The sequence below is a fragment of the Erythrobacter sp. SN021 genome (assembly GCF_021864455.1).
In genome coordinates, this window is sequence record NZ_JAKKUW010000006.1 from 189,178 (window position 1) to 210,377 (window position 21,200).

General features: G+C 63.5%; 22 protein-coding genes and 1 pseudogene. 6 read left to right on the top strand and 17 right to left on the bottom strand.

What is annotated here, in order from left to right; genetic code table 11:
* The 5 genes and pseudogenes from L5849_RS13700 to galE all read right to left on the bottom strand — a co-directional run.
* Nucleotides 1-237, bottom strand: a pseudogene (locus L5849_RS13700) (energy transducer TonB); the annotation flags it as partial.
* A 10-nt stretch (nucleotides 238-247) separates the two neighbouring features.
* Nucleotides 248-715: a biopolymer transporter ExbD gene (locus tag L5849_RS13705; protein ID WP_236926032.1), complete on the bottom strand. Its 468-nt coding sequence runs from the start codon at nucleotides 713-715 to the stop codon at nucleotides 248-250.
* Entirely contained in the window at nucleotides 715-1,413 is a 699-nt protein-coding gene (gene tolQ / locus L5849_RS13710) for a protein TolQ (protein ID WP_236926033.1), read from the bottom strand. Before tolQ ends, L5849_RS13705 begins: the two co-directional genes overlap by 1 nt.
* Nucleotides 1,410-1,874, bottom strand: a complete 465-nt coding sequence (locus L5849_RS13715) for a YbgC/FadM family acyl-CoA thioesterase (protein ID WP_236926034.1) — start codon at nucleotides 1,872-1,874, stop codon at nucleotides 1,410-1,412. Before L5849_RS13715 ends, tolQ begins: the two co-directional genes overlap by 4 nt.
* A gap of 88 nt (nucleotides 1,875-1,962) precedes the next feature.
* Entirely contained in the window at nucleotides 1,963-2,973 is a 1,011-nt protein-coding gene (galE, locus tag L5849_RS13720; protein WP_236926035.1) for a UDP-glucose 4-epimerase GalE, read from the bottom strand.
* A gap of 137 nt (nucleotides 2,974-3,110) precedes the next feature.
* Between galE and L5849_RS13725 the strand changes: the two genes are divergently transcribed.
* Genes L5849_RS13725 through L5849_RS13735 form a run of 3 tightly spaced genes read left to right on the top strand, consistent with a single transcriptional unit; the run spans nucleotide 3,111 to nucleotide 5,253 of the window.
* Entirely contained in the window at nucleotides 3,111-3,716 is a 606-nt protein-coding gene (locus L5849_RS13725; protein WP_236926036.1) for a hypothetical protein, read from the top strand.
* The gene (locus tag L5849_RS13730) at nucleotides 3,713-4,852 is read left to right on the top strand and encodes a M14-type cytosolic carboxypeptidase (RefSeq protein ID WP_236926037.1); all 1,140 of its coding nucleotides are present in this window, start codon (nucleotides 3,713-3,715) and stop codon (nucleotides 4,850-4,852) included. Before L5849_RS13725 ends, L5849_RS13730 begins: the two co-directional genes overlap by 4 nt.
* A gap of 44 nt (nucleotides 4,853-4,896) precedes the next feature.
* Nucleotides 4,897-5,253, top strand: coding sequence for a hypothetical protein (locus L5849_RS13735; protein ID WP_236926038.1), 357 nt, complete (start codon nucleotides 4,897-4,899; stop codon nucleotides 5,251-5,253).
* Nucleotides 5,254-5,257: 4 nt separating this feature from the next.
* On the opposite strand, the gene L5849_RS13740 is transcribed toward L5849_RS13735, so the two are convergent.
* The 7 genes from L5849_RS13740 to L5849_RS13770 form a co-directional block, all read right to left on the bottom strand.
* On the bottom strand, nucleotides 5,258-5,431 hold the full coding sequence (locus L5849_RS13740; protein ID WP_174223721.1) for a hypothetical protein: 174 nt from the start codon (nucleotides 5,429-5,431) through the stop codon (nucleotides 5,258-5,260).
* Between the two features lie 72 nt (nucleotides 5,432-5,503).
* On the bottom strand, nucleotides 5,504-6,724 hold the full coding sequence (locus L5849_RS13745; RefSeq protein ID WP_236926039.1) for an amidohydrolase family protein: 1,221 nt from the start codon (nucleotides 6,722-6,724) through the stop codon (nucleotides 5,504-5,506).
* Nucleotides 6,721-8,025: an amidohydrolase family protein gene (locus L5849_RS13750; RefSeq protein ID WP_236926040.1), complete on the bottom strand. Its 1,305-nt coding sequence runs from the start codon at nucleotides 8,023-8,025 to the stop codon at nucleotides 6,721-6,723. Before L5849_RS13750 ends, L5849_RS13745 begins: the two co-directional genes overlap by 4 nt.
* Nucleotides 8,026-8,082: 57 nt before the next feature.
* A complete protein-coding gene (locus L5849_RS13755) occupies nucleotides 8,083-9,102 on the bottom strand; it encodes an LD-carboxypeptidase (protein ID WP_236926041.1) in 1,020 nt (339 codons plus the stop codon).
* Nucleotides 9,099-9,503, bottom strand: a complete 405-nt coding sequence (locus L5849_RS13760; RefSeq protein ID WP_115415869.1) for a cytidine deaminase — start codon at nucleotides 9,501-9,503, stop codon at nucleotides 9,099-9,101. The genes L5849_RS13755 and L5849_RS13760 overlap by 4 nt, the downstream gene beginning before the upstream one ends.
* A 10-nt stretch (nucleotides 9,504-9,513) precedes the next feature.
* The gene (locus L5849_RS13765) at nucleotides 9,514-10,242 is read right to left on the bottom strand and encodes a glycoside hydrolase family 25 protein (protein WP_236926042.1); all 729 of its coding nucleotides are present in this window, start codon (nucleotides 10,240-10,242) and stop codon (nucleotides 9,514-9,516) included.
* A gap of 10 nt (nucleotides 10,243-10,252) precedes the next feature.
* Nucleotides 10,253-10,756: a UPF0262 family protein gene (locus L5849_RS13770; RefSeq protein WP_236926043.1), complete on the bottom strand. Its 504-nt coding sequence runs from the start codon at nucleotides 10,754-10,756 to the stop codon at nucleotides 10,253-10,255.
* Between the two features lie 148 nt (nucleotides 10,757-10,904).
* Between L5849_RS13770 and L5849_RS13775 the strand changes: the two genes are divergently transcribed.
* Nucleotides 10,905-12,425 carry a replicative DNA helicase gene (locus tag L5849_RS13775; protein WP_236926044.1) on the top strand — a complete coding sequence of 507 codons (1,521 nt, stop codon included), beginning with the start codon at nucleotides 10,905-10,907 and terminating at the stop codon, nucleotides 12,423-12,425.
* A gap of 4 nt (nucleotides 12,426-12,429) precedes the next feature.
* On the opposite strand, the gene L5849_RS13780 is transcribed toward L5849_RS13775, so the two are convergent.
* Complete coding sequence (locus tag L5849_RS13780) at nucleotides 12,430-13,620, bottom strand: phosphatidylserine/phosphatidylglycerophosphate/cardiolipin synthase family protein (RefSeq protein ID WP_236926045.1); 1,191 nt, start codon at nucleotides 13,618-13,620, stop codon at nucleotides 12,430-12,432.
* A 113-nt stretch (nucleotides 13,621-13,733) separates the two neighbouring features.
* Here L5849_RS13780 and rpoZ point away from each other — a divergent pair, with 113 nt between their 5' ends.
* Both rpoZ and L5849_RS13790 read left to right on the top strand, forming a co-directional pair.
* Nucleotides 13,734-14,078 (top strand): DNA-directed RNA polymerase subunit omega, encoded by a 345-nt coding sequence (gene rpoZ / locus L5849_RS13785; RefSeq protein ID WP_115415864.1) that lies wholly within the window; start codon nucleotides 13,734-13,736, stop codon nucleotides 14,076-14,078.
* A gap of 106 nt (nucleotides 14,079-14,184) precedes the next feature.
* Entirely contained in the window at nucleotides 14,185-15,363 is a 1,179-nt protein-coding gene (locus L5849_RS13790) for a DUF3667 domain-containing protein (RefSeq protein WP_236926046.1), read from the top strand.
* A gap of 60 nt (nucleotides 15,364-15,423) precedes the next feature.
* On the opposite strand, the gene ftsH is transcribed toward L5849_RS13790, so the two are convergent.
* From ftsH to L5849_RS13810, 4 genes are all read right to left on the bottom strand, one after another.
* Complete coding sequence (ftsH, locus tag L5849_RS13795) at nucleotides 15,424-17,382, bottom strand: ATP-dependent zinc metalloprotease FtsH (protein WP_236926047.1); 1,959 nt, start codon at nucleotides 17,380-17,382, stop codon at nucleotides 15,424-15,426.
* 80 nt (nucleotides 17,383-17,462) lie between these two features.
* Nucleotides 17,463-18,434 carry a HupE/UreJ family protein gene (locus L5849_RS13800; protein ID WP_236926048.1) on the bottom strand — a complete coding sequence of 324 codons (972 nt, stop codon included), beginning with the start codon at nucleotides 18,432-18,434 and terminating at the stop codon, nucleotides 17,463-17,465.
* On the bottom strand, nucleotides 18,431-19,219 hold the full coding sequence (locus L5849_RS13805) for a peptidyl-prolyl cis-trans isomerase (RefSeq protein ID WP_236926049.1): 789 nt from the start codon (nucleotides 19,217-19,219) through the stop codon (nucleotides 18,431-18,433). Before L5849_RS13805 ends, L5849_RS13800 begins: the two co-directional genes overlap by 4 nt.
* Nucleotides 19,216-21,150 carry a DUF3604 domain-containing protein gene (locus L5849_RS13810; RefSeq protein WP_236926050.1) on the bottom strand — a complete coding sequence of 645 codons (1,935 nt, stop codon included), beginning with the start codon at nucleotides 21,148-21,150 and terminating at the stop codon, nucleotides 19,216-19,218. Before L5849_RS13810 ends, L5849_RS13805 begins: the two co-directional genes overlap by 4 nt.
* Between the last annotated feature and the right edge of the window lie 50 nt (nucleotides 21,151-21,200).

Sequence of the window (21,200 nt, forward strand, 5' to 3'; positions counted from 1 at the left end):
GGCCGGGCTGAGATCCATGGTCGGGGCGGTCGAGGCGCGGCTTTCGGCGACCGGATCGGGCGCGGTCGCGGCGAGCCCGACATCTTCGGCGAGGCTGACGGTCATGCGTTGCGGCGGATCGATCACCGGGGCCGGGAACAGCCCCTGCACGACCAGGAGGCCGAACAGTGCAAGATGCAGCACGACCGCGACGATCAGTCCGGTCCGCTCCTCTGCCCTGATGCCCGTTCTCTCCATGACGCCGAGGCTATTCCTCTTCCGATGAACCGGCGTTGAGCGGTGCCGGTGCGGCGCTGTTGGTAATCAGTGAAATGCGGTTGAGGCCTGCGCGATTAAGTTCGCCCATCACCGCCATGACTCGGCCATAGTCGAGCGCCTTGTCGGCCCGCAGCGTAATGTCCGGCCCCTCGCCTCCGCTCCGCGGCAGGCTTTCGAGCGCTTGCGGCAGCCCGCCGACGGGCACCTCCACATCGTCGATATAGACATAGCCGGCGCGGTCGATGCTGATCGTCACCTGCTGCTGTTCATCGGGCAATTGCGCTGCCCGGCTGTCGGGCAGATCGATCGGCACCCCGGCGGTCAGCAGCGGGGCGGTGACCATGAAGATGATCAGCAGCACGAGCATCACGTCGACAAAGGGCGTGACGTTGATCTCGCTCATCGGACGACGACGCCCGCGTCGTATTCCCCGCGAAGAGGCAAGCCCCATCGCCATTAACGCGCCTCGAGCTGGCGGCTGAAGGTCGCGTTGAGCTTGTCGGCGAAACGCTGCAGCCGCGCTTCGTAGCGGTCGACCCGGTGGCTGAAGCGGTTGTAGGCGATCACCGCCGGGATGGCCGCGAACAGGCCGATGGCAGTCGCGAACAGCGCTTCGGAAATCCCGGGGGCGACGACCGCAAGCGAGGAGCTTTCCTGCGCGCCGATCTGGAAGAAGCTGTTCATAATGCCCCAGACGGTTCCGAACAGCCCCACAAATGGGGCAACCGAGCCGACCGTGGCGAGGAAGTTCAGCCGCTCGGCGATATCGTCGGCTTCGAGCGCGATCTGGCTGTCCATGGCCACCGCAATCCGGCCGCGCAGCGCCTCCGGGTCTCGGACGGCGGTCTTGGTCGAGCGGCGATATTCGGCCACTGCCGCCTGCGCCACACGTGCGGCGGGGATGTCTCTATTGCCGCGCTCGGAAGTGAAACGGTCGAAATTTTCCGCCTGCCAGAACTCGTTCTCGTAATCGATCGTCCGGCTGCGCAGCTTCTTCATCCGCAGGCTGAAACTGACGATGATCATCCAAACCCAGATGCTGGCGACGAGCAGCCCCGCCATGACGAGCTGGACGACGATATCGGCGTCGAGGAAAAGCTGGATCGGATCGAGCCGGGTCGGTGCCCCGGCGGCGAGAAGTGTTAGCGAACTCATGAATCCCCTTGCCCGACAAACCGCGCGAAGGCCGCGCGCCATTCCTCCGGCTGGCGCTTGGGCCTGCCTTCGGGTGAAACGAAGCCGACGCGCAAATGTGCCTCGGCAAGTAATTCGCGCTCTTCACCTGCCAACCTGAACGCAAGCTGGTGCATCCGGCAGGAGGCGGCGCGCATCTCGGTGCAGCGCGTCTCGATCAGCACATCATCGTCGAGCCGCGCCGGGCGCAGATATTTGAGATTGATCTCGGAGACCGCATAGGCGCCGCCGCCCGCCTCTATCGCCGCGCGCTGATCGATGCCCAGCAAGCGCAGCAAATCGCTCCGCGCGCGTTCGAACCAGCGCAGGTAATTGGCGTGATAGGTGATGCCGGACAGGTCGGTATCCTCGTAATAGACCCGCACAGCGTACAGGTGCCGGTCACCATCGAGCGTTCCATCGGGGAAGGAGGGCAAGGTCATAGGCAAGCGCGCCCTTTAGACGAGCCGCGAGTCCGGCGGCAATGTAGAACGACGAAACGCCGTTTTCGAGCGACCAACCGGCGCTGCGTCACTCGCCACGCAATTCGGACAGCTTCCGCTCCCATTGCAATGCATGCGCGATGATATCGCCGAGATCGGCATGTTTGGGCTGCCACGGCAGCGTTTCGCGAATCCGCAAAGGGTCGGAAACGAGCTCTGCCGGGTCGCCCGCCCGGCGTGGCTCCATCCGGCGGGCGATCGTCTGGTTGGTCACCCGGTCCACCGCGTCGAGCACTTCGAGCACCGAGAAGCCGCGGCCGTAGCCGCAATTCATCGTCAGCGAGCGACCGGGCTGCTCGATCAGCGCTTCGAGCGCAAGCAGGTGCGCATTCGCCAGATCGCTGACATGGATGTAGTCGCGCACGCCGGTGCCATCTGGCGTGTCGTAATCGGTGCCGAACACAGCCACGCTGTCGCGCTTGCCCGTGGCCGCTTCGCAGGCGACCTTGATCAGATGCGTGGCTCCGGCAGTGGACTGGCCGGTCCGGGCCTGCGGATCGGCACCCGCGACATTGAAATATCTGAGCGCACAGAAATTGAACCCATGCGCAGCGCTGGCATCGGCCAGCATCTGCTCGGTCATCAGCTTCGACCAGCCATAGGGATTGATCGGGCGCTTGGGGCTGTCTTCCGACACCGGAGATGTTTCCGGCGTACCGTAAGTCGCGGCGGTCGAGCTGAAGATGAAATGCTCGACTCCGCCGGCGACCGCCGCCTCGATCAGCGCGCGGCTCCTCACCGTGTTGTTGTCGTAATATTTCAGCGGGTTCTCGACCGATTCGGGCACGACGATCGACCCTGCGAAATGCATGATCGCCTTGATCCCCTGCTCCGCGAAGATCTGTTCGAGCAGGATGGTGTCGGAAATATCCCCTTCATAGAGCGGGACATCGTCGGGCACGGCGAAGGCGAAACCGGTAGAGAGATTGTCGATCACGGCCACCGGCCAGCCTGCATCGCGCAGGGCGAGCACCGCATGGCTGCCGATATACCCTGCCCCGCCGGTGACCAGCACGGGCACTTTGCTCGTTTCGCTCATGGCCTGCGCACCTAACATACCAATTGGTAACGGCAACGCCCTAACGCGCGAGGAGACGCTTTCCGGTGCGGAATTGCCTGCCCATGCGTTGTCAAGACAGGTAATCGGACCTCGAAATGCAAGAAGGATCGCCGACCATGAAAACGCTTCCCCTCGCCCTGGGCATCGCCGCCGCATTGACGCTTGCCGGATGCACCACTCCGCCCGGCCCTGTCGAAGTGACCCGCTTCGTCGCACCCGACCGCATGGCACAGCTGGGCCAAGGACGCATCTTCGTTGAAACTGCTGCGGGTGTTCAAGAAGACAGTCTTGCGCTGGCGCCCTACAAGGCAGCGGTCGCCGACGAATTGCGTCGCCTAGGCTATGTCGAAAGCGACCGGGGCAACGCGGGCCAGATCGCCCAGATCTCGCTTGAGAGATATGTCATCGGCAGCGGTGGCAGACGCAGCCCGGTCAGCGTCGGGGTCGGCGGATCGACCGGCAGTTACGGCTCGGGCGTCGGTGTGGGCATTGGCATCAATCTGGGCGGCGGGCCGAAGGATCGTCTCGGCACGGAGCTTGCCGTGACCATTCGCGACAAGGCCAGCGGCCAGAGCATCTGGGAAGGCCGCGCCGATTTTCAGCCGCCCGAAAATTCACCCCTTGCACGCGGATCGGCGAACGCTCAGACGGTCGCCTCCGCGCTGTTCCGGGAATTTCCCGGTAACAATGGCGAAACGATAGAAGTAGAGGTTACCGAGTGAGCGATATCCGGATCGATTCCGCTTTCGACAGTGGCAATATCGAAGTCCTGTCGGTGGACGGCGCCAGTGCCATGCTGGCGATCCCGAAAGACACAAACAGCGAATTCAAGCAATGGTACCATTTCCGCGTTTCGGGCGCGGCGGGGCGCGAACTCGTCCTCAAGATCACGGGTCTCGAGGAAAGTGCCTATCCGGGCGGCTGGCCTGGCTATGATAGCTGCGTATCGGAAGACCGCGACTATTGGGGCCGTGCCGCTTCGACCTACGATAAAAACGAGCACGGCGGCACGCTGACGATCCGCTACACCCCGGCAAGCGACATCGCGTGGTTCGCCTATTTCGCGCCTTATTCGATGGAGCGCCACCACGATCTGATCGCCGAGGCAGCCGCATCGGAAGGCGTCGACTACGTCCAGCTCGGCACCACGCTCGACGGGCAGCCGCTCGACAGCCTCGAGATGGGCGAAGGTGAATTCAAGGTATGGCTCTATGCCCGCCAGCATCCGGGCGAGACGCAAGCCGAATGGTGGATGGAGGGCGCGCTGGAAGTGCTGACCGACCCCGCCGACAGCGTGGGCCGCGAATTGCGCAAGCGTTGCCGTCTGCACATCGTGCCCAATTGCAACCCCGACGGATCGAAACGCGGCAATCTGCGCGTCAATGCGGCGGGCACCAACCTCAACCGCGAATGGGTCGAGCCGACCGCCGAGAAATCGCCCGAAGTGCTCGCGATCCGCAACCGGATGGACGAGACCGGCGTCGATTACGCAATGGACGTGCATGGCGACGAGGCGATTCCCGTCAGCTTCCTTGCTGGCTATGAAGGCATCCCCGGCTGGACCGAGGAACAGGGCAATCGCTACTATCGCTATGAGGCGATCCTCGACCGCCGAACGCCCGATTTCCAGACCGAGCAGGGCTACACCAAGGCGGCCCCGGGCAAGGCCAATTTGTCGATGAGCACCAACCAGGTGGCCGAGCGCTTCGGCGCGACCGCGATGACGCTGGAAATGCCCTACAAGGACAATCCGGCCAGCCCGGAGCCTGAGCAGGGCTGGAGTCCCGAACGCTGCAAGCTGCTCGCGCGGGATTGCCTCGCGGCATTGCTCGAATGGATGGATGCCCGCGAAAGCTGATTCCGGCCAGCGACCGTTCAGCAGCTATTGAGTATCGCTCCGGAATGCGAAAAACTCTCCTCCTCGCAGCCGCCTTTTCGCTTGCGCTGGCCGCCCCGGCGCAAGCGACCGGTGGGTATATATGTCGCACCGCGGATGGCAGCGATCTCGAGATAGCGGTGGGTATCGGCCATGTGCCCGGCGCGCCGATCATCGGCACGCAGTTACGGGCCAAAGACAGGGTCATTCCCGTCAATGCCCCCCAATGGTGGCTCGATGGCGAAGAATTGCGCCTTTTGCTGACCGACGCGAACGCGCTCGAGACGCTCGTCACGCTCCACGCCAGATACAATGAGGGCCGCTATGACGGCACGGTGGAATGGCAGGGCGCGAAGCGGTGGATTCGCTGTTACGAAAACTGACCGATCAGCCCGCCAGGATTTTCTGCGCGACCTGCTCTACGGTTCCGGTAACCAGCAAAGGCTGGCCGCCGACAATACCGACGCTTGTCTGGCCGTTCTCCGCCGCACGCAGCCAGGCCACGTTTGAAGCGACCACGAGATAGTTACCGCCACGCGATTCAAGGGCTACGAATTTCATCTTGGGTATGTCTCCTGACATACCTGCAATAGCGCGATTCCACTCAAAAAGCGGTTAACGGGACGCCCGCTATCAGCGCTCCTCGCGGCTGGCCACCCGTCCTTCGATTACCACACCTGTGACATGGCTGGTGTATTCGAGCGGATCGCCATCGAACAGCACCACATCGCCGTCCTTGCCGACCTTAAGCGAGCCGACGCGATCGCCCACGCCGATTGCCCTGGCCGCATCCGAGGTGATCGCTCCCATAGCAGCTTCTCGTGCCAGGCCGTTGGCAGCCGCCCACCCGGCTTCCCACAGGATGACACGCGTCTTGGGAACATATCCTTCATAGCCGGACTGCAGGGCGAAGGGGATACCCGCCTCGCGCAGCTTGGCTGCAGTGGCGAAGCTAGCATTTTCCATATCGCCATAATGGCGCGCCATGGTCGGGTGCAGAATAACGGTGACGCCTGCATCGCGCAGCTCGTCGATCAAGAGATAGCTTTCCGCCCCGCCATCGATCACCACATCGATGGCGAACTCTTCCTTCAACCGCAGGGCGGACATTATATCCTGCGCGCGGTTGGCGGTAATCATCAGCGGCACGCGGCGGGCGAGGACATCCTTCCACACCCTCGCATCGAGCTTCTCGAAGGTCTCGGAATCGTCCTTGTCGGCACCACTTTGGGGCGGCTTGGGTGTGCGGGCCGCGGTGAGCGCGGAACGAAGGAGAGCGATCTGCTTGGGCCGCGTACCAGGCCCCTTCTCGCGGTCGAGCGCATCGGCACCCAGATTGGCCGCGATCATGGCGCGCGGAACGATCACCGCCGCATCGGCAGTCTTCGCCCATGTCTTGGCGACCATCGTCTGGCCCGAAACCACGGCGCCAGGGCCGTGTCCCGTATGGATCGTTGTTACCCCGAAACCGCGCAGCCAATCGATCAGATCCTCATCCGGATTGTATCCGTCGATGGCCCGCAGATGCGGCTGAAGCGGAGAACCGGTATCGAGCTGGTCCTGGTCATGCGGCTGGTTCATGAAGCCGGCGAGGCCGACCACCGTACGAGCATCGACGAAACCGGGCGTCGCGACCGCGGCGGAGAGAACTTCGAGACCGTCCGGGATCGCGGTCGAGGCGGCAGGTCCGACTGCGGCGATCTTGCCGTCCCGGATTACCACCACACCGTCCGCTATCGCGGCGCCTTCCATGGTGTGCAGGGTTTCGGCGCGAACCGCGATATCCTGCGCGGCAAGGCTGGTGGGAGCGAGCGCCAGCATGATCGCGGCGAGTTTGGCGATACGGGCGCTCATTGTCCTGCCTCCGCTTCGGCGACTTCCCAGTGGTGATGCGCAAGCTCCATCGGATCGCCCGCGCCATAACCGCCTTCGGCCATCAGCCTGCCCTCCTCGGTGCTGCTATCGAAGAGCTTCCGCCCTTCGACCCAGGTTTCCATAAGATCGGTATAAACCGACAGCGGATCGCCATCGAGGATGAGGAAATCCGCATCCTTGCCGGGCTCCAGACTGCCGACCCGGTCGTCGAGCCCGAGTTGCTTTGCACCGTTGATCGTCAGCGCTCGCAATGCGCCCTCGCGGCTCATGCCGCCGCGCACGGCAATGCCCGCCTGACGGAACATCAGACGGCTGTCGATAATGCCGTCGTCCGAATGGAGCGAGGTGAGAACGCCCGCACGTTCGAGGATACCCGCTGTTTCCAGCCGCGATTCCATCGCTTCCAGCTTGCCGCCCGGGCTGTCGACCAGAATGTTCGATACCGGAATGCCTGCCGCCGCCAGTTCCTCGGCCACCTTCCAGGCTTCCATCCCGTGCTGGATCAGCACCTTGAATCCGAACTCGCGCTGCAGCCGCAGCACGGTCATGATATCGTCGGCGCGGTGAGTGTGGAAATGGACCAGACGCTTGCCGGACAGGACTTCGCACAGCGCCTCTTTACCGAGATCGACCTTCTTCCGGTCGCCCTTGCAGTAACCCTGTGCCTCGGCGAAAGCCGCGCGAACCAACGCAGCCGATTTCGCCCGTGTCCCGGGAAAGCCGGGCGTCGCGCCGATCGGATTGGTCCCGTTGGCCATCTTGAGTCCGCCCATCACCGACCCGTCGGGGAAATACCAGGCGATGTCCTCGACCGTGTCGCCATCGCGCAGGCGCATGTAGAAGGTCTGGCCGCTGACCAGCCAGCCCGAGCCGGGCATGACATTGGCGGTGGTGACACCGCCCGCGCGCGCCTTGGCGATACTTGCATCTTTCGGATTGATCGCGTCCATCGCGCGCACATCGGGCTGGATGGGCGAAGAGCGGTCAGCCCCCGCCACCGAACCGATATGCGAATGCGTATCGACGATACCCGGCATGATGACCATGCCGCCGGCATCGCGAGTGTCGGCGTCGGCAGGCACGGCCACATCGGCGCCCACGGCTACGATCCTGCCATCCTCGATCACCAGCGTGCCGTTTTCGATGGTCGGCCCCGCCATGGTGTGGATCGTTGCGCCGGTGAAAGCCGTCGCGCGATCCTGCGCTCCGGCGCCGCTCGCCGCGCAAGCCAGGATGGCACCAGCCGCGAGCGCGGCCCGGCGTAGGATTCGACCAGTCATGAAAATCTCCCTTGAGGGCGGGGATTAAACCGCGCCGAATAGAAATTGCAAGCATGGTCAGCCAACCGCGGGTTCGAGCATCCGTAATGTGCGCGAGGCGGTATCGAGCTCCACCGGAACATTGATCGGCAATGTAAGCTGGTTGGCAACGTGGCCGGTGTTGAAGCCGGCAATCACCGGCTTGTCGAGCCCAGCCAGATGCCGGTCGATCACATCGTCCAGCAAAAAGCCTGCATAATCCGGGTCGGGCGAGGTGCAGCGCGTACACTGTCCGAAAACGACGCCGTTCACCCGGTCGAATACCCCCGCGAGCTTCAAGTGCTGGAGCATGCGGTCGACACGGTAGGGTTCCTCGCCGATATCTTCGAGGAAGAGGATCGCGCCGTCGAAAGCAGGCAGCCAGCCGGTGCCCATCAGCGTGGAGAGGATCGTCAGGTTCCCGCCCAGCAGCCGCCCGCGCGTAGACCCGGGGACCAGTATACGCGCCACCCGGCCCGAAGCGCGCTCGACCTCCTCGCCACCCAGCACCGGCATCGCGCCGGCGAAGGCAATATGCCACAGGCTCTCCCAGCTCGCCGCCTCCCATCGGCTCGCGGCATTGGGCGCATGCAGCGTGGGAAATCCCGCACGTGCCGCAATGGCCAGATGCAGCGCGGTGGTATCGCTGTAGCCAATCAACAGCTTGGGGTTCGCACGGATCGAAGCCCAATCGAGAAGAGGGAGGATACGTGCTCCGCCCCATCCGCCACGCACCGCGAAGAGGGCGCGGACCTCGGGATCGGCGAACATGGCATCGATGTCCGCCGCCCGATCGATATCTCTACCGGCCAGATATCCGTCCTGATCCGCGACGTGTCGTCCGATCTTCGGAACGAGCCCCATGCCTCTGATCCAGTGGATTGCCCGGTCGAGCTCGTAAGGCACCGTCACCGCACTCGCGGGGGCCACAAGGCCGACCGTGTCGCCCTGACGCAGGCGCGATGGTTTGCGCGGGGTCCTCGCAGTCGCCGCAACCGGCATCAGCGCCGCGCCCGCCAGCCCGCCCATCAGACCAAGCGCGGCGCGCCGCGCGATCATGTCAGGCTCGCAGGTCCGAAGGCATGGGGAAGCAGGTCGGAAAGTCGTATCTTGCGGACCTCCTCGGCTCCGACACAGAGAATTTCCGGATCGGTCCCGCCGAGCTGCGCAAGTTCATTAAGCACCTGACGACAACGGCCGCACGGCGTGATCGGGTCGGTCCCCGGACCGGTCACCGCGACCGCTTCGAGTCCGCCCCGCACCCCATCCGCCATTGCTTTCGACACAGCCACCGCTTCGGCGCACAGCGCGAGGCCATAGCTGGCATTTTCGATATTGGTGCCCGTCACCACGCTGCCATCGGCAAAGCCCAGCGCCGCGCCAACGGCGAAGTTCGAATAGGGCGAGTAGGAATGGCGCGATGCGTCCCGGGCAGCGGCAATAAGATCGTCGTCGGTCATGGCAATATCCTCAGGGCTGCACCACGACCCAGCGTAGCGGCGACTGCGCCGCTTCGGTCTGATACCAGCGGTTGGCGGTCCACATCAGCCAGGGGCGCGTGGCGTAGTCGGGTTCGAACCAGCTACGCGTCAGCCAGAGCTGGCGGTCGAATCGGCGCGAGGGGGCATAGGCTTCCTCGAACTCCTCGAACGGTGCGAGGATCACGGGCTTGCCGCTATGCGCCTCGATCTGGTTGACGAGCGTCGTCAGCTCGCTCTGCACGGCTGCTTTCGATACGCGCGAGGGACAGATTGCGGCAGTCGTTTCGAGCAGGATCGCGGGGGGCAGAAGGTCGCTGTCCCGCGGCACCATGGTGACGTAATTGGCGGATTGGCCATCGGCGACCGCGCAAGGGTCGAAACGATGCGCCGCGCCGACTTCCAGCCCCGCAGCGCGGGCGCGGGCGAAGTTCTGCGCAAAAGCGATATCCTTGCGCCCGGCCCCGTCGCTTGCCTCGAGATAAACGAATTTCGCGCCCAGCCCGGCGATTGTATCGAAATCGACCGCGCCATCGCCCGCACCGATCAGACCGCCCTGATCCGGCCAGAGCGCTTCGTCGGGCCGCCAGCTGCGCCCTTCGTACCAGGCATAGGAAGCTCCGATCGCCGCAACGACCAGCAGAACCAGAACTGTCTTGCCCGCACGCGACAGAGCCTTCGGGAGGCGGGACTTTCTCCGGCGCCGATTGTTCCTGGCCATTCGCGCCCCCTTAGCCCTTGATGTGGAGGACGCAAATGAGCGTGAACAGGCGGCGGGCAGTGGCAAAGTCGGTTTCGATCTTGCCTTCCAGGCGTTCCATCAGCAGCTCCGCCGCACGATTGTGAACCCCGCGGCGCGCCATGTCGATCGTTTCGATTTCCATCGGCGTCGCCTTGCGGATGGCCTGGTAATAGCTGTCGCAAATGGCGAAATATTCGCGAATCGGCCTGCGGAACCGAGCAAGACCGAGCAGCAGTTCCTCGAGCAGTTGCTCGCTTTCATCGGCAATGGTCATCAACAAGCGCCCGTCGCGCACCGCCAGCGTCAGGTGATAGGGGCCGTTCGCCCCGCGTTCGACCGCACGCAGCGGTTTGAAACAATTTTCCTCGATCAGGTCGAAAATCGCGATGCGCCGTTCCTGCTCGATATCGGCGTTGCGCCAGATGATCGTCTCCTCGTCGAGCTCGATATGCGCGATGCGGTGGTCGCCCGAAGAGGATACGGAATCGGTCATGCGTTGCGGGATGCTTTCGCAGAGTTAGGCGGGTCGCGGCAAGGGGTGAAACTGTGTCCCCACTATCCACAGGACAAGAGCCGGCAATCGAAAAATTTCGCCGACCGGGTGCCTTCCACTGGAGCGGCGCAAAAGGCATCTAGGGAGAATGGCCGATACCGATCTCCTTTTTCCCGCAGATGATTCGACTTCAGAGAAACCGGCCAAAGGCCCCGTACTGCCTGCCAACCTGGAAGCAGAGGCCGCCTTTCTCGGCGCAGTCCTGATCGACAACAAGGTGATCGAGGAGCTGACGACGCCGCTGATGGCGGAGCATTTCCACGAGCCGGTGCACCAACGCATCTACGAGCGTGTCCTCAAGCTGCTCGATCGCAATTCGGTAGCCACGCCCGTGACGCTCAAGCCCTATTTCGAAAGCGACGAGGCGCTGAAGCAACTGGGCGGGACGACCTATCTCGCGCAGTTGACCGCCGACGGGCAGGGCCTGCTCCACCCGCGTGAACTGGCGGAGCAGATCTACAACCTCGCGCTCCTGCGCGAACTGGTCACGGTGGGGCGCAACCTCGTCGAAGGCGCGCTCGACACGTCGGACGAAGTCGAGCCCCTGCGCAAGATCGAACAGGCCGAGGCCGACCTCTATCGCGTGGCCGAAGGCGCAAGCACCGGCAACGAAGCGCAGACCTTCCGCAAGGCTGCCTTCGGTGCGCTGGAGGTCGTGCAGGCGGCGATGAATTCGGGCGGGCGGTTCTCGGGCAAGACCACCGGGCTCGACACAATCAACGACAAGACCTCGGGCCTGCACAATTCCGACCTCGTGATCCTCGCGGGGCGCCCGGCGATGGGCAAGACCTCGCTCGCGACCAACATCGCCTTCAACGCGGCGCGGCGGCGGATGGACGACGAAAAAGCCGGGATCGAGCCGGAAAAGTCGCCCGGTGCAGGCGTCGCCTTCTTCAGCCTCGAAATGAGCGCCGACCAGCTCGCCACGCGCATCCTTGCGGAAACGGCGGAAATCTCGAGCGAGAAGCTGCGCTCGGGCAAGCTGAGCCGCGAGGAATTCCAGCGCCTCTCCTTCGCCAGTCAGGAACTGACGGACCTGCCGCTCTACATCGACGATACCCCGGCGCTGACCATTGGCGCGCTGCGGACGCGGGCGCGTCGGCTCAAGCGACGCCACGACATCGGCCTTGTCATCGTCGATTATCTGCAACTGCTACAGGGATCGGGCCGCGCGAGTGACAACCGTGTGAACGAGATTTCCGAGATCAGTCGTGGCCTGAAGACCCTGGCCAAGGAGTTGCATGTCCCCGTGATTGCCCTGTCGCAGCTATCGCGTCAGGTGGAACAGCGCGAGGACAAGCGCCCCCAGCTTTCCGACCTGCGCGAATCGGGTTCGATCGAGCAGGATGCCGACATGGTGTGGTTCATCTTCCGCGCCGAATATTACCACAACGCACTGAAGCCCGATACGCCCGACGAGACCAGTTCGGAAGAAGTACGGATGAAGTATGCCGAATGGGAAGCGCGCCATCTGGAGCTGGTAAACAAGGCGACCCTGATCGTTGCCAAGCAGCGTCACGGCTCGACCGGTAACGTTCCGCTGCTGTTCCACAGCGAATTCACCAAGTTCTCCAGCCCCGACGTGCGGCATTACGAAGATTACGAATGAGTCTCTACAATCCGAGATTGAGCCGCCGGGCGACATTGTAATCGACCACGGCAACGATAAACCAGCTAAGGTTCCAGCGGATGCGGTTCCACAGGGTCGACTTGCGCAAATGGGCAGCGGGGGTAATTTCCTTGGAACCTGAATGGTGATCGGCGATGAACCGGCGCATCCTTTCGGCGAACCCGGCATCCTCGACGCGTAACATCAACTCCAGATTCACATACAGGCTGCGCATGTCGAAATTGGCGCTGCCGAGATAGACGGCATCGTCCACCACGAGCAGCTTCATATGCAGTTTACTGGGCCGGAACTCCCAAATTCTCGCCCCTTGCGAAAGCAGATAGTGATAGAGTGAACGCGCCGCGCCGATAGTCGCCCCATTGTCCGATTTGCCCGCCATGATCAGGTTCATTTCGCCGCGCTGAGCCATTTTGCCCATGCGCCGCAGCATCCGCTTGGACGGGGAAAAATAGGCCATGACCATGTCGAGCCTGTCGGCGCGCTCGATATCCTCGGCCACGCATTTGGCCCAGCTCGACAGCCCTCTCGTCGGGCCGCCGATTAGCAGCCGCACCGGCCCATTGCCCGGTTTCCAGCGCATGACCTTGCGAATGATCGCACGAAACTGCGCATTCGGACGCGAGACCCAATCCTCGATCTCATCGAACCATTCGATCAACCGGGCGACAGCATCGCCGGTGAGCCTGACGCCGAGATCATGCCAGCCATTGTTCTCGGGCGTTTCGAAATAGTCGTGTTCGATGTTGAAACCACCGATCATCGCGACATCTTCATCCACCACTACCAGCTTCTGGTGATTTCGGATGAGAGCCCGCCGGGACCATTTGGCCAAAAAGCGATGATAGCGGCCACCCGCATCGAGCAGTGGCTCGAAAAATCCCTCCTCCACGTCCTCACCGAAACCATCGACCAGCAGGACCACATCGACACCGCGCCGCGCGGCTTCCGCCAGCGCATCACGGACTCGTCGTCCGGTATCGTCATCCACGAACATATAATAGAACGCCCGGATCGACCGCTGCGCGCCGGAGATCATTGCGAGCAGCGCGTCGAGCCGTTGCAAACCAGCCGGGAAAATCGTGAAATGGTGGCCCTCCGCGGTCGCTTCGAACGCCTCGAGTTCCCGCCAAGGAGTAATATCCGCGGTTTCTGTATCGGGATAGGCATCGGCCATCGACTTGACCGCTTATCCGTGCTGGCTCTCCGGTGCAAATCCTTGACTATGCTGCGTCCCCGGCTTAAGTGCGGCGCTTCCCCGGAATCACTTGATTTGCATCGGAGTGCCCCATGGCGCGCGTTACCGTCGAAGACTGCGTAGACAAGGTCCCCAACCGTTTCGATCTCGTTCTGCTGGCCGCCCAGCGGGCGCGCGAGATTTCGGGCGGTGCCGAGCTGACCCTCGACCGCGATCGCGACAAGAACCCGGTGGTGGCCCTCCGCGAAATCGCGGAGCAGACGATCAAGCCCAAGGATCTCAAGGAAGCTGCCGTTACCAATCTGCAGAAAATTCTGCCGGACGATGATGACGAGATCGATGAAGTCGGCTCGCTCAGCCAGTCGGCGGAGGCGCTGCGGATTACCGCGTCGGCACCCACTCGCTCGACCTCGATCGGCGCCGATTACGACGGCTGAGCCGAGCGTAAGATCGCCGAACCGTGGAAAGGCCGCCCGTGGGGCGGCCTTTTGCGTTGCGACATTACGGCCGCCCTCTCTATCCTGCGCCGCGACAGGAGGTGCAATGAGCGACATCGTTGAAGGGCTCGGCACGGCAGTCGAGGGCGGATTATATGCCAAGGCGGTTGCGGAAAGACCGGGTGGCGCCACCCCGCTGGAAAAAGGACATTTCGCCGAAGGCGCCTGTCTCAATTGCGGCACACAGCTGGTCGGCGAACATTGCCATCACTGCGGCCAGAAAGCGCATCTGCATCGCACGCTGAGTGCGTTCATGCACGATATCGCGCATGGCGCGGTGCACTTCGACAGCAAAACCTGGCGCACCCTGCCTAAACTGCTGTTCAAGCCCGGCGAGCTTACCCGGCGATATATCGATGGGGAACGCACGCGCTTCGTTTCGCCGATGGCGCTGTTCCTGTTCTCCATCTTCCTGATGTTCGCCGTATTCCAGATCGCCGGCATCAGTGCCCCCACCGACCTGCGCGGCGATACCGATACGCAATTGCGGGAACTGGCCGGAGAGCAGGTCGAGCGGCTTGAAAATCGACGCGACACGTTGGCAGAGCGCATCGCAGACCCCCAAACGGGGCAGGCCCAGCGCGCGGGCGCCGAAGAAGAGCTCGCCGAGCTCGAACGGCAGCTCGCCGCAGTGGCGCAAGCGCGCGAGGAACTGCCGTTTCTCAAGGGACCTGCCGAGGAAGAACCGGCGAATCTCTCGCAAGGCCAATCGCCACAGGTCGTGACGAACACCGATTCGCAAGACCTCGCCGAGGTCATAGCGAGCGAGGAGGACTGGAACCTCGACTCCGCGAATGCCGGGTGGCTGAAAAAGGGGCTCGAAAAGTGGCAGCAAAACCCCGGCCTGATGCTCTACAAGTTGCAGACCAGCTTTTACAAATTCAGCTGGCTGCTCATTCCCCTATCGGTTCCCTTCGTTTGGCTGCTGTTCTTCTGGAAGCGCCGCTTCCGCGCTTATGACCACGCCATTTTCGTCACCTACTCGCTCGCCTTCATGACGCTGCTGATTTTGGCCATCGTATTGGGCGGAATGGCAGGCATGCCCACGAGCATAGTGGCTTTGGGATCGTTGTTGATCCCACCGATTCACATCTACAAGCACCTGCGCGGAACCTATGCCCTGTCGCGCTTTTCGGCCTTCTGGCGTCTTTCGGTGCTCAACATTCTGATAGTAATCGTCCTCGGGCTCTTCACATCGCTGCTGATGCTGCTGGGGCTCTATTGAGCAAGAAAAAAGGGCCGTCCGGGATCGCCGGACGGCCCTTTTCTGCAACGGCGGCTGGCGTTACGCGCCCTGCGGCGCGGCGCCTCCGTCGAACTTCTTGCCAGCCTTGGGCACGGCGGCACCAGCCATCGGTTTGATCACAACCGGCCCCTTGGGCTCGTCGGGACGGTCGATCTTGCCGTCCTTCATCAGCTGGTCGATCTCGTCGCCGGTTAAGGTTTCGTATTCGAGCATCGCCTGAGCCAGCAGGTGGAGCTTGTCCTCCTGCGCGGTGAGCACTTCCTTCGCCCGGGCGAGGCCGTCTTCGACGAGCCGCTTGATCTCGGCATCAATGAGCTTGTTGGTCTCGGCACCCGACATGGTGCGCGCCGTCTGGCCCATGCCGAGATAGCCTTCCTGACTCGCCTCGTATTGCAGGGGGCCGAGCTTGTCGGACATGCCCCATTTGGTGACCATGTTGCGCGCAAGATCCGTGGCGTACTGAATGTCGCCGCTGGCCCCGCTGGATACCTTATCGTGTCCGAAGATGATTTCTTCCGCTACGCGGCCGCCCATGGCGACGGCCAGATTCGCGTGCATCTTGTCACGATGGTAGGAATAATTATCCCGCTCGGGCAGGCGCATCACCATGCCCAGCGCGCGGCCGCGCGGAATGATGGTGGCCTTGTGGATCGGGTCGGATGCCGGCTCGTTCAGCGAAACCAGCGCATGGCCCGCCTCGTGATAGGCGGTCATTTTCTTTTCGTCCTCGGTCATGACCATGCTGCGGCGTTCGGCGCCCATCATGACCTTGTCCTTGGCGTCCTCGAATTCCTGCATGGCGACGAGGCGCTTGTTACGCCGAGCAGCCAGAAGCGCAGCCTCGTTGACGAGGTTGGCGAGGTCGGCGCCAGAGAAACCCGGCGTGCCGCGTGCAATCGTGCGAGGGTTCACGTCGGGTGCCAGCGGCACCTTCTTCATGTGCACGGCAAGAATCTTCTCGCGCCCGTCGATATCGGGAATCGGCACCACCACCTGGCGGTCGAAGCGGCCCGGACGCAGCAGCGCCGGGTCCAGAACGTCGGGCCGGTTGGTCGCGGCGATGATGATGATGCCCTCATTCGCCTCGAAACCGTCCATCTCGACCAGCAACTGGTTGAGCGTCTGCTCCCGCTCGTCGTTCGAATTGCCGAGGCCGTGACCACGCGAGCGGCCCACCGCGTCGATTTCGTCGATAAACAGGATGCAGGGCGCATTTTTCTTGGCCTGCTCGAACATGTCGCGCACGCGGCTCGCGCCGACACCGACGAACATTTCGACGAAGTCCGAACCCGAAATCGTGAAGAAAGGCACGCCCGCTTCGCCCGCGATGGCGCGCGCGAGCAAGGTTTTGCCGGTACCGGGCGAACCGACCAACAGCGCGCCCTTCGGTATCTGCCCGCCTAGTTTGGAGAAACGCTGCGGATCCTTGAGGAATTCGACGATCTCCTCCAGCTCCTCACGCGCCTCGTCGATGCCGGCAACATCGTCAAACGTCACCTTGCCCTGGCGCTCGGTGAGCAGCTTGGCCTTGGACTTGCCGAAGCCCATCGCGCCGCCCGCGCCGCCACCCTTCTGCACCTGACGCAGAGCGAAGAAGGCGATACCGAGGATCAGGACGAAGGGCAGGATCTGGATCAGCGCATAAAGGAGGATATTCCCGCCTTCGGCTTCGACGCCGGAATAGCGCACACCATTATCTTCGAGCAGTTGCGGCAACGTGGCGTCGTTCGCCACCGGAATGGTCGAGAACTGCTCGCCATTCTTCATCTCGCCGGCAATCTGCGTTTCCGAAATCTGCACGCTGGCGACAGAACCTTCGGCCACCTTGTCACGGAAATCCGAATAGGGAATTTGCGCACCAGCCCCGCTCGACCCGCCACCGAAGACCGAAACGACCATCAGCAGGGCGAGAAAGATGCCGCCCCAGATCATCAGGCTCTTGACCCAGGGGTTGGGGCCGTTGCCCTCGGGCTCGGGCGGGGAATTCTGATCGCTCATGCGCGGAGTCCTTTCACTGCCGATAATGTAGGGTGCAACCGGGGAATGGCAAGTTGCAGGGCTGCACGGAAATTCCGCTTTCAGGCGACGAGCCGGTCGATCAGCCAATAGCTGCCCGTGATACCGATCGCATAGGCGGAGAACCGCATCAGCTGCAGTCTGGCATCCGGACGCAGCCGCCCGACCCACTCCATGAGTATCAGGACGGCGGCAACGACAAGCAATTGCCCCGCCTCCACGCCCAGATTGAAGCTGACCAGCGCGGCGGGCACCTCGCCCTCTGGCAGGCCGATCTCGCGCAAGGCCCCGGCAAAACCGAAACCGTGCAGCAGGCCAAAGGCGAAGGCGACCAACCACGGCAAGCGGCGGGTGAGTGTATCGCGACTGCCCCGTGCGATTTCCACGGCAAGGAATACGATCGACAGCGCGATCAGCGCCTCGACGACGTCCTGCCGGATCCCTTCAAAGCCCAGCGTGACCGCCGCGAGCGTGATCGAATGGGCGACTGTGAAGGCCGTGGCAGCTTTCACCACCGGCCAGGGCCGCGCGACGAGCAGGACCAGCGCGATGACGAACAGCAGGTGATCCCATCCGGCAAGGATGTGCTCGACGCCGATGACGAAATAGCCGCGCCAGACCTGCGCGGAAGAGGGCTTTGCGGCGATCATGGCCGTGGGTTCTTCGGGCGTCAGGCGATGGACCTGCACGCCGCGATCCAGCGGCGCGACCCGCAGGATCGCCTCGCCATGGCCGGGGAAGGCAGGCCAGCCAATCGACTCGCCGGCAACGGTGCCGTCGCAAGTCACACGTGCATTGCCATGAGCAGCCAGCGGCGCCATCCGGCGCTGGATGTCTCCTTCGATACGGCAATTCTCCGGAAGTCGCGGCATCGCCATGCGGTCGTCCGCCGCACTGGCGATCGGCTGGCGCCAGCCTAGCCGCCAATCGGGTCCGCCGATTTGCTCGAACTGGATTGCGACCGGTCTCATCTCGTCCGCCAGCGCGGGTGCGCTCAACACGAGCAGGCACAGCGCGGCAAGCCAGCGGATCACTCGACCTCGACCGTATAGGCCTCGCGCAGCACTTCGTAAGCGCGCTGGCGCCGCTCGGCGATGGTCGCGCTGCGCCAGTCGGCCTCGACCCGTTCGCGGATTTCGTCGAGTGCCGGTACGCTTCCCGCCGTCCGGCGGTCGAGGCGTACGAGGTGCCAGCCAAATCCCGAGCGGATCGGCCCCTGCCACGTCTCATCGGCGGAGAGAGCGGAAAGCCCGGACGCGAATTCCCGTCCGAAAACCGCTTCGACTTCGGCCATTTTCATGGCGTCGACCGACCTCGGCAGACTTATCGCTGTGCCCCGGGGTGGAGCCGGCCCGCCGCGCGCGTCGCGGGCGGTCTGCTCGCTCGGGAAAAAAGCCTGGGCGAAGCTAATCGCGCGACCCTCGGCATAGCGTTCCGCATTGTCGGCAAGCCACTCATCGAGCACCGCATCGGTCGGCCGCACGACCTCCGCCTCTGCTCCAGCGAGCTCGTCCATCTTGGTCGCCAGCCGCCGTCGCACGACCGCATCGCCTTGGTCGATACCCAGCCGCAAGGCCTCGCGGTAAAGCACCTCCTCGCGCACCCAGCGTGCGATGGCCGCGTCCATTTCGGCATCGGTCGGCGGGCGGCCCATCATTCGCTCGAAGCCCAGCGAGATCCCTGCCTGCCGCTCGCGCGACAGCTCGATCGTTCGGCTCGCCGGATCGACCGGATCGCCGATCAGCGCGAGCGCGCCCCAGATGGCTGCCCCGGCAAGAAGGAAGTGCGCGAGCGGATCGCGCAGCAGCGTGCGGATCATCCCTCGTCCATGATGCGTGGCGCATCGCCCGGCCCCCGGCGCGGTCGCAGCCAGACGGGCGAGGAATACGCGCGTTCCTGAATCACGTTCGCCTCGACCACCTCGGGCGGCAGATCGAAGCCGAAACGCCTGGCATCGAACAGGACCCAGCTCGGCGTCGGGATCTCGATCGCGCGCACGTAATAGAAGGCGCGCTGGCCCGGGCGATAGTCGGGATCGCGCCAGGTCGCGCGCAATTCCGCCGCGCCGATCGAGTTCTCGTAAGTCGCCTCGCGCCGGACCACGGTATCGCCCACAGCGGGTACTTTGCCGCCAATGCGACGCCGTTCGCCATCCATATCCGACCAGGCAACGTCATAGACGCGCTCCTGCGCCTGGCCGTTGGCATCGACCCAGCCCTTGATCACCTGCACCCGGTCGAGATTGGCGCCATCGGGATCCTTCAGCGCGGAGATGAGGAATATCGGCGCCCGGCCGCTATCTTCCAGATCGCCGCCCATCGGAACGCCGCGCATATAGCCTGCGCGGACCCAGTCGCCATCCCAGTCGTTCTCGGCAAAATCGAACCCGGCGAACAGGCGCAAGACCATGCGCGGGCCAGTGGTCGCGTAGACTTCGCGCCGCATAAAGGCGTCGAAGATTTCCGCGCGCGTATTGCCTCGCGCCCACGCCGCCGCGTAACCGCCGGCAAGATAGTGCCAACCAAAACGCCCTTCCCGCGTTCCAAGGTTTTGCGCGGCCAAGGCACGCTCGGCGCGTGGTTCGCTGCCGGTGTGCTTGCCGAAGAAATTGTCCTCGTCGCCCGTCGCCAGTGCGGTATGGCTGTCGGTCGATCCGATCAGGCCGAAAGCATAGGGATTGACTCCCATCTGCTGTTCGAGCGTCAATCCGCGCAGCAGCGCGCTGCGCACGTAGCTGCCCGCATACATGTCGGGCGTCGAGCGGCGGGTTAGAGGAAGGTTGCCCAGCTCCCAACCCGCCACACCGAATGCGGCAAACTCGTCGTTCGGGGAGAGGAAAGGATGCGTCTCGCTGTCGCCCTTGATCTGCGTGGCCTCGACCACGGGCTCGTAGCGCGCACGGCGGCGGGCATAATCGGCCCCCATCGCCCCGCCATCGGGTCCGACCAGATCGAACATCATGCCATTGGACAGGTTAGAATTATGCGGGATGGCCAGCACACGTCCGCCGGTATTGGCCTCATAGGCCTCCATATAATCCCATAGCTGTTCGGGCGTCGTATCGAGGCCGGGAAACGGCACCACTTGTCCCGTCTTCACGCTGCCATCCCTGAACATCACCACGCGGTGGAGATTGTTGCCAACGGGCATCAGCGTCCATTCGAACCCCGCGAAGGCCGTGAATTCGCCGGGACGGTTGTACCGGTCCAGCATGGCGAGGTGGGTGTCCCACAGTTCGCGTGTCGCAGCCGCCTGGCGAGCGGGGTCGCGCAACGCCTCGGGTATCTCGTCATTTGCCGCCGCCGTGATGAGTTCGGCCACCGCGCGGGTCGATTGCTCGGGGCTTTCGTGCATCATATCGTACCAGCGCCGCAATGTCGGATCGCGCACCAGCATGCGCGGTGCATCGTACAGGCGGCGCGTCGCCCCCATGGCGTCGGAGTGGTCCGAAATCACAAGGAAATCGAGCGGCCGGTCGAGCTGCGCCTCCATGCCGGTGGTGGCTGTGACCTTGTCGCCGCGCGCGAATTTCAGCGCCTCTTCCGCCCCCAGCCTGACACCGAATCCAAAGGCATCGACGGAGATATCGGTATGAAGATGCGTGTCGCCCCAATAGGGCCGGTCGGGAAATTCGGCGAGTTCGATCGTATCGGTGCCGTCCCCGCGCTGGTCTTCCTCCGGTTCTCCCGGCCCCATCGAGCAGGCGCCGAGCAACCAAACCACGACGGTCGCGTAAAGAGCTGTGCGCATCATCCCTCTCCCTCGACCCCGACGCATCTTGAGCGCGGAGCGAGGCAGCG

Excerpts from the sequence above, each read along its gene's own strand:
- L5849_RS13705 (WP_236926032.1), bottom strand. The coding sequence starts at position 715 with ATGGCGATGGGGCTTGCCTCTTCGCGGGGAATACGACGCGGGCGTCGT.
- tolQ (WP_236926033.1), bottom strand. The coding sequence starts at position 1,413 with ATGAGTTCGCTAACACTTCTCGCCGCCGGGGCACCGACCCGGCTCGAT.
- L5849_RS13715 (WP_236926034.1), bottom strand. The coding sequence starts at position 1,874 with ATGACCTTGCCCTCCTTCCCCGATGGAACGCTCGATGGTGACCGGCAC.
- galE (WP_236926035.1), bottom strand. The coding sequence starts at position 2,973 with ATGAGCGAAACGAGCAAAGTGCCCGTGCTGGTCACCGGCGGGGCAGGG.
- L5849_RS13725 (WP_236926036.1), top strand. The coding sequence starts at position 3,111 with ATGAAAACGCTTCCCCTCGCCCTGGGCATCGCCGCCGCATTGACGCTT.
- L5849_RS13735 (WP_236926038.1), top strand. The coding sequence starts at position 4,897 with ATGCGAAAAACTCTCCTCCTCGCAGCCGCCTTTTCGCTTGCGCTGGCC.
- L5849_RS13740 (WP_174223721.1), bottom strand. The coding sequence starts at position 5,431 with ATGAAATTCGTAGCCCTTGAATCGCGTGGCGGTAACTATCTCGTGGTC.
- L5849_RS13745 (WP_236926039.1), bottom strand. The coding sequence starts at position 6,724 with ATGAGCGCCCGTATCGCCAAACTCGCCGCGATCATGCTGGCGCTCGCT.
- L5849_RS13750 (WP_236926040.1), bottom strand. The coding sequence starts at position 8,025 with ATGACTGGTCGAATCCTACGCCGGGCCGCGCTCGCGGCTGGTGCCATC.
- L5849_RS13755 (WP_236926041.1), bottom strand. The coding sequence starts at position 9,102 with ATGATCGCGCGGCGCGCCGCGCTTGGTCTGATGGGCGGGCTGGCGGGC.
- L5849_RS13760 (WP_115415869.1), bottom strand. The coding sequence starts at position 9,503 with ATGACCGACGACGATCTTATTGCCGCTGCCCGGGACGCATCGCGCCAT.
- L5849_RS13765 (WP_236926042.1), bottom strand. The coding sequence starts at position 10,242 with ATGGCCAGGAACAATCGGCGCCGGAGAAAGTCCCGCCTCCCGAAGGCT.
- L5849_RS13770 (WP_236926043.1), bottom strand. The coding sequence starts at position 10,756 with ATGACCGATTCCGTATCCTCTTCGGGCGACCACCGCATCGCGCATATC.
- L5849_RS13775 (WP_236926044.1), top strand. The coding sequence starts at position 10,905 with ATGGCCGATACCGATCTCCTTTTTCCCGCAGATGATTCGACTTCAGAG.
- L5849_RS13780 (WP_236926045.1), bottom strand. The coding sequence starts at position 13,620 with ATGGCCGATGCCTATCCCGATACAGAAACCGCGGATATTACTCCTTGG.
- rpoZ (WP_115415864.1), top strand. The coding sequence starts at position 13,734 with ATGGCGCGCGTTACCGTCGAAGACTGCGTAGACAAGGTCCCCAACCGT.
- L5849_RS13790 (WP_236926046.1), top strand. The coding sequence starts at position 14,185 with ATGAGCGACATCGTTGAAGGGCTCGGCACGGCAGTCGAGGGCGGATTA.
- ftsH (WP_236926047.1), bottom strand. The coding sequence starts at position 17,382 with ATGAGCGATCAGAATTCCCCGCCCGAGCCCGAGGGCAACGGCCCCAAC.
- L5849_RS13805 (WP_236926049.1), bottom strand. The coding sequence starts at position 19,219 with ATGATCCGCACGCTGCTGCGCGATCCGCTCGCGCACTTCCTTCTTGCC.
- L5849_RS13810 (WP_236926050.1), bottom strand. The coding sequence starts at position 21,150 with ATGCGCACAGCTCTTTACGCGACCGTCGTGGTTTGGTTGCTCGGCGCC.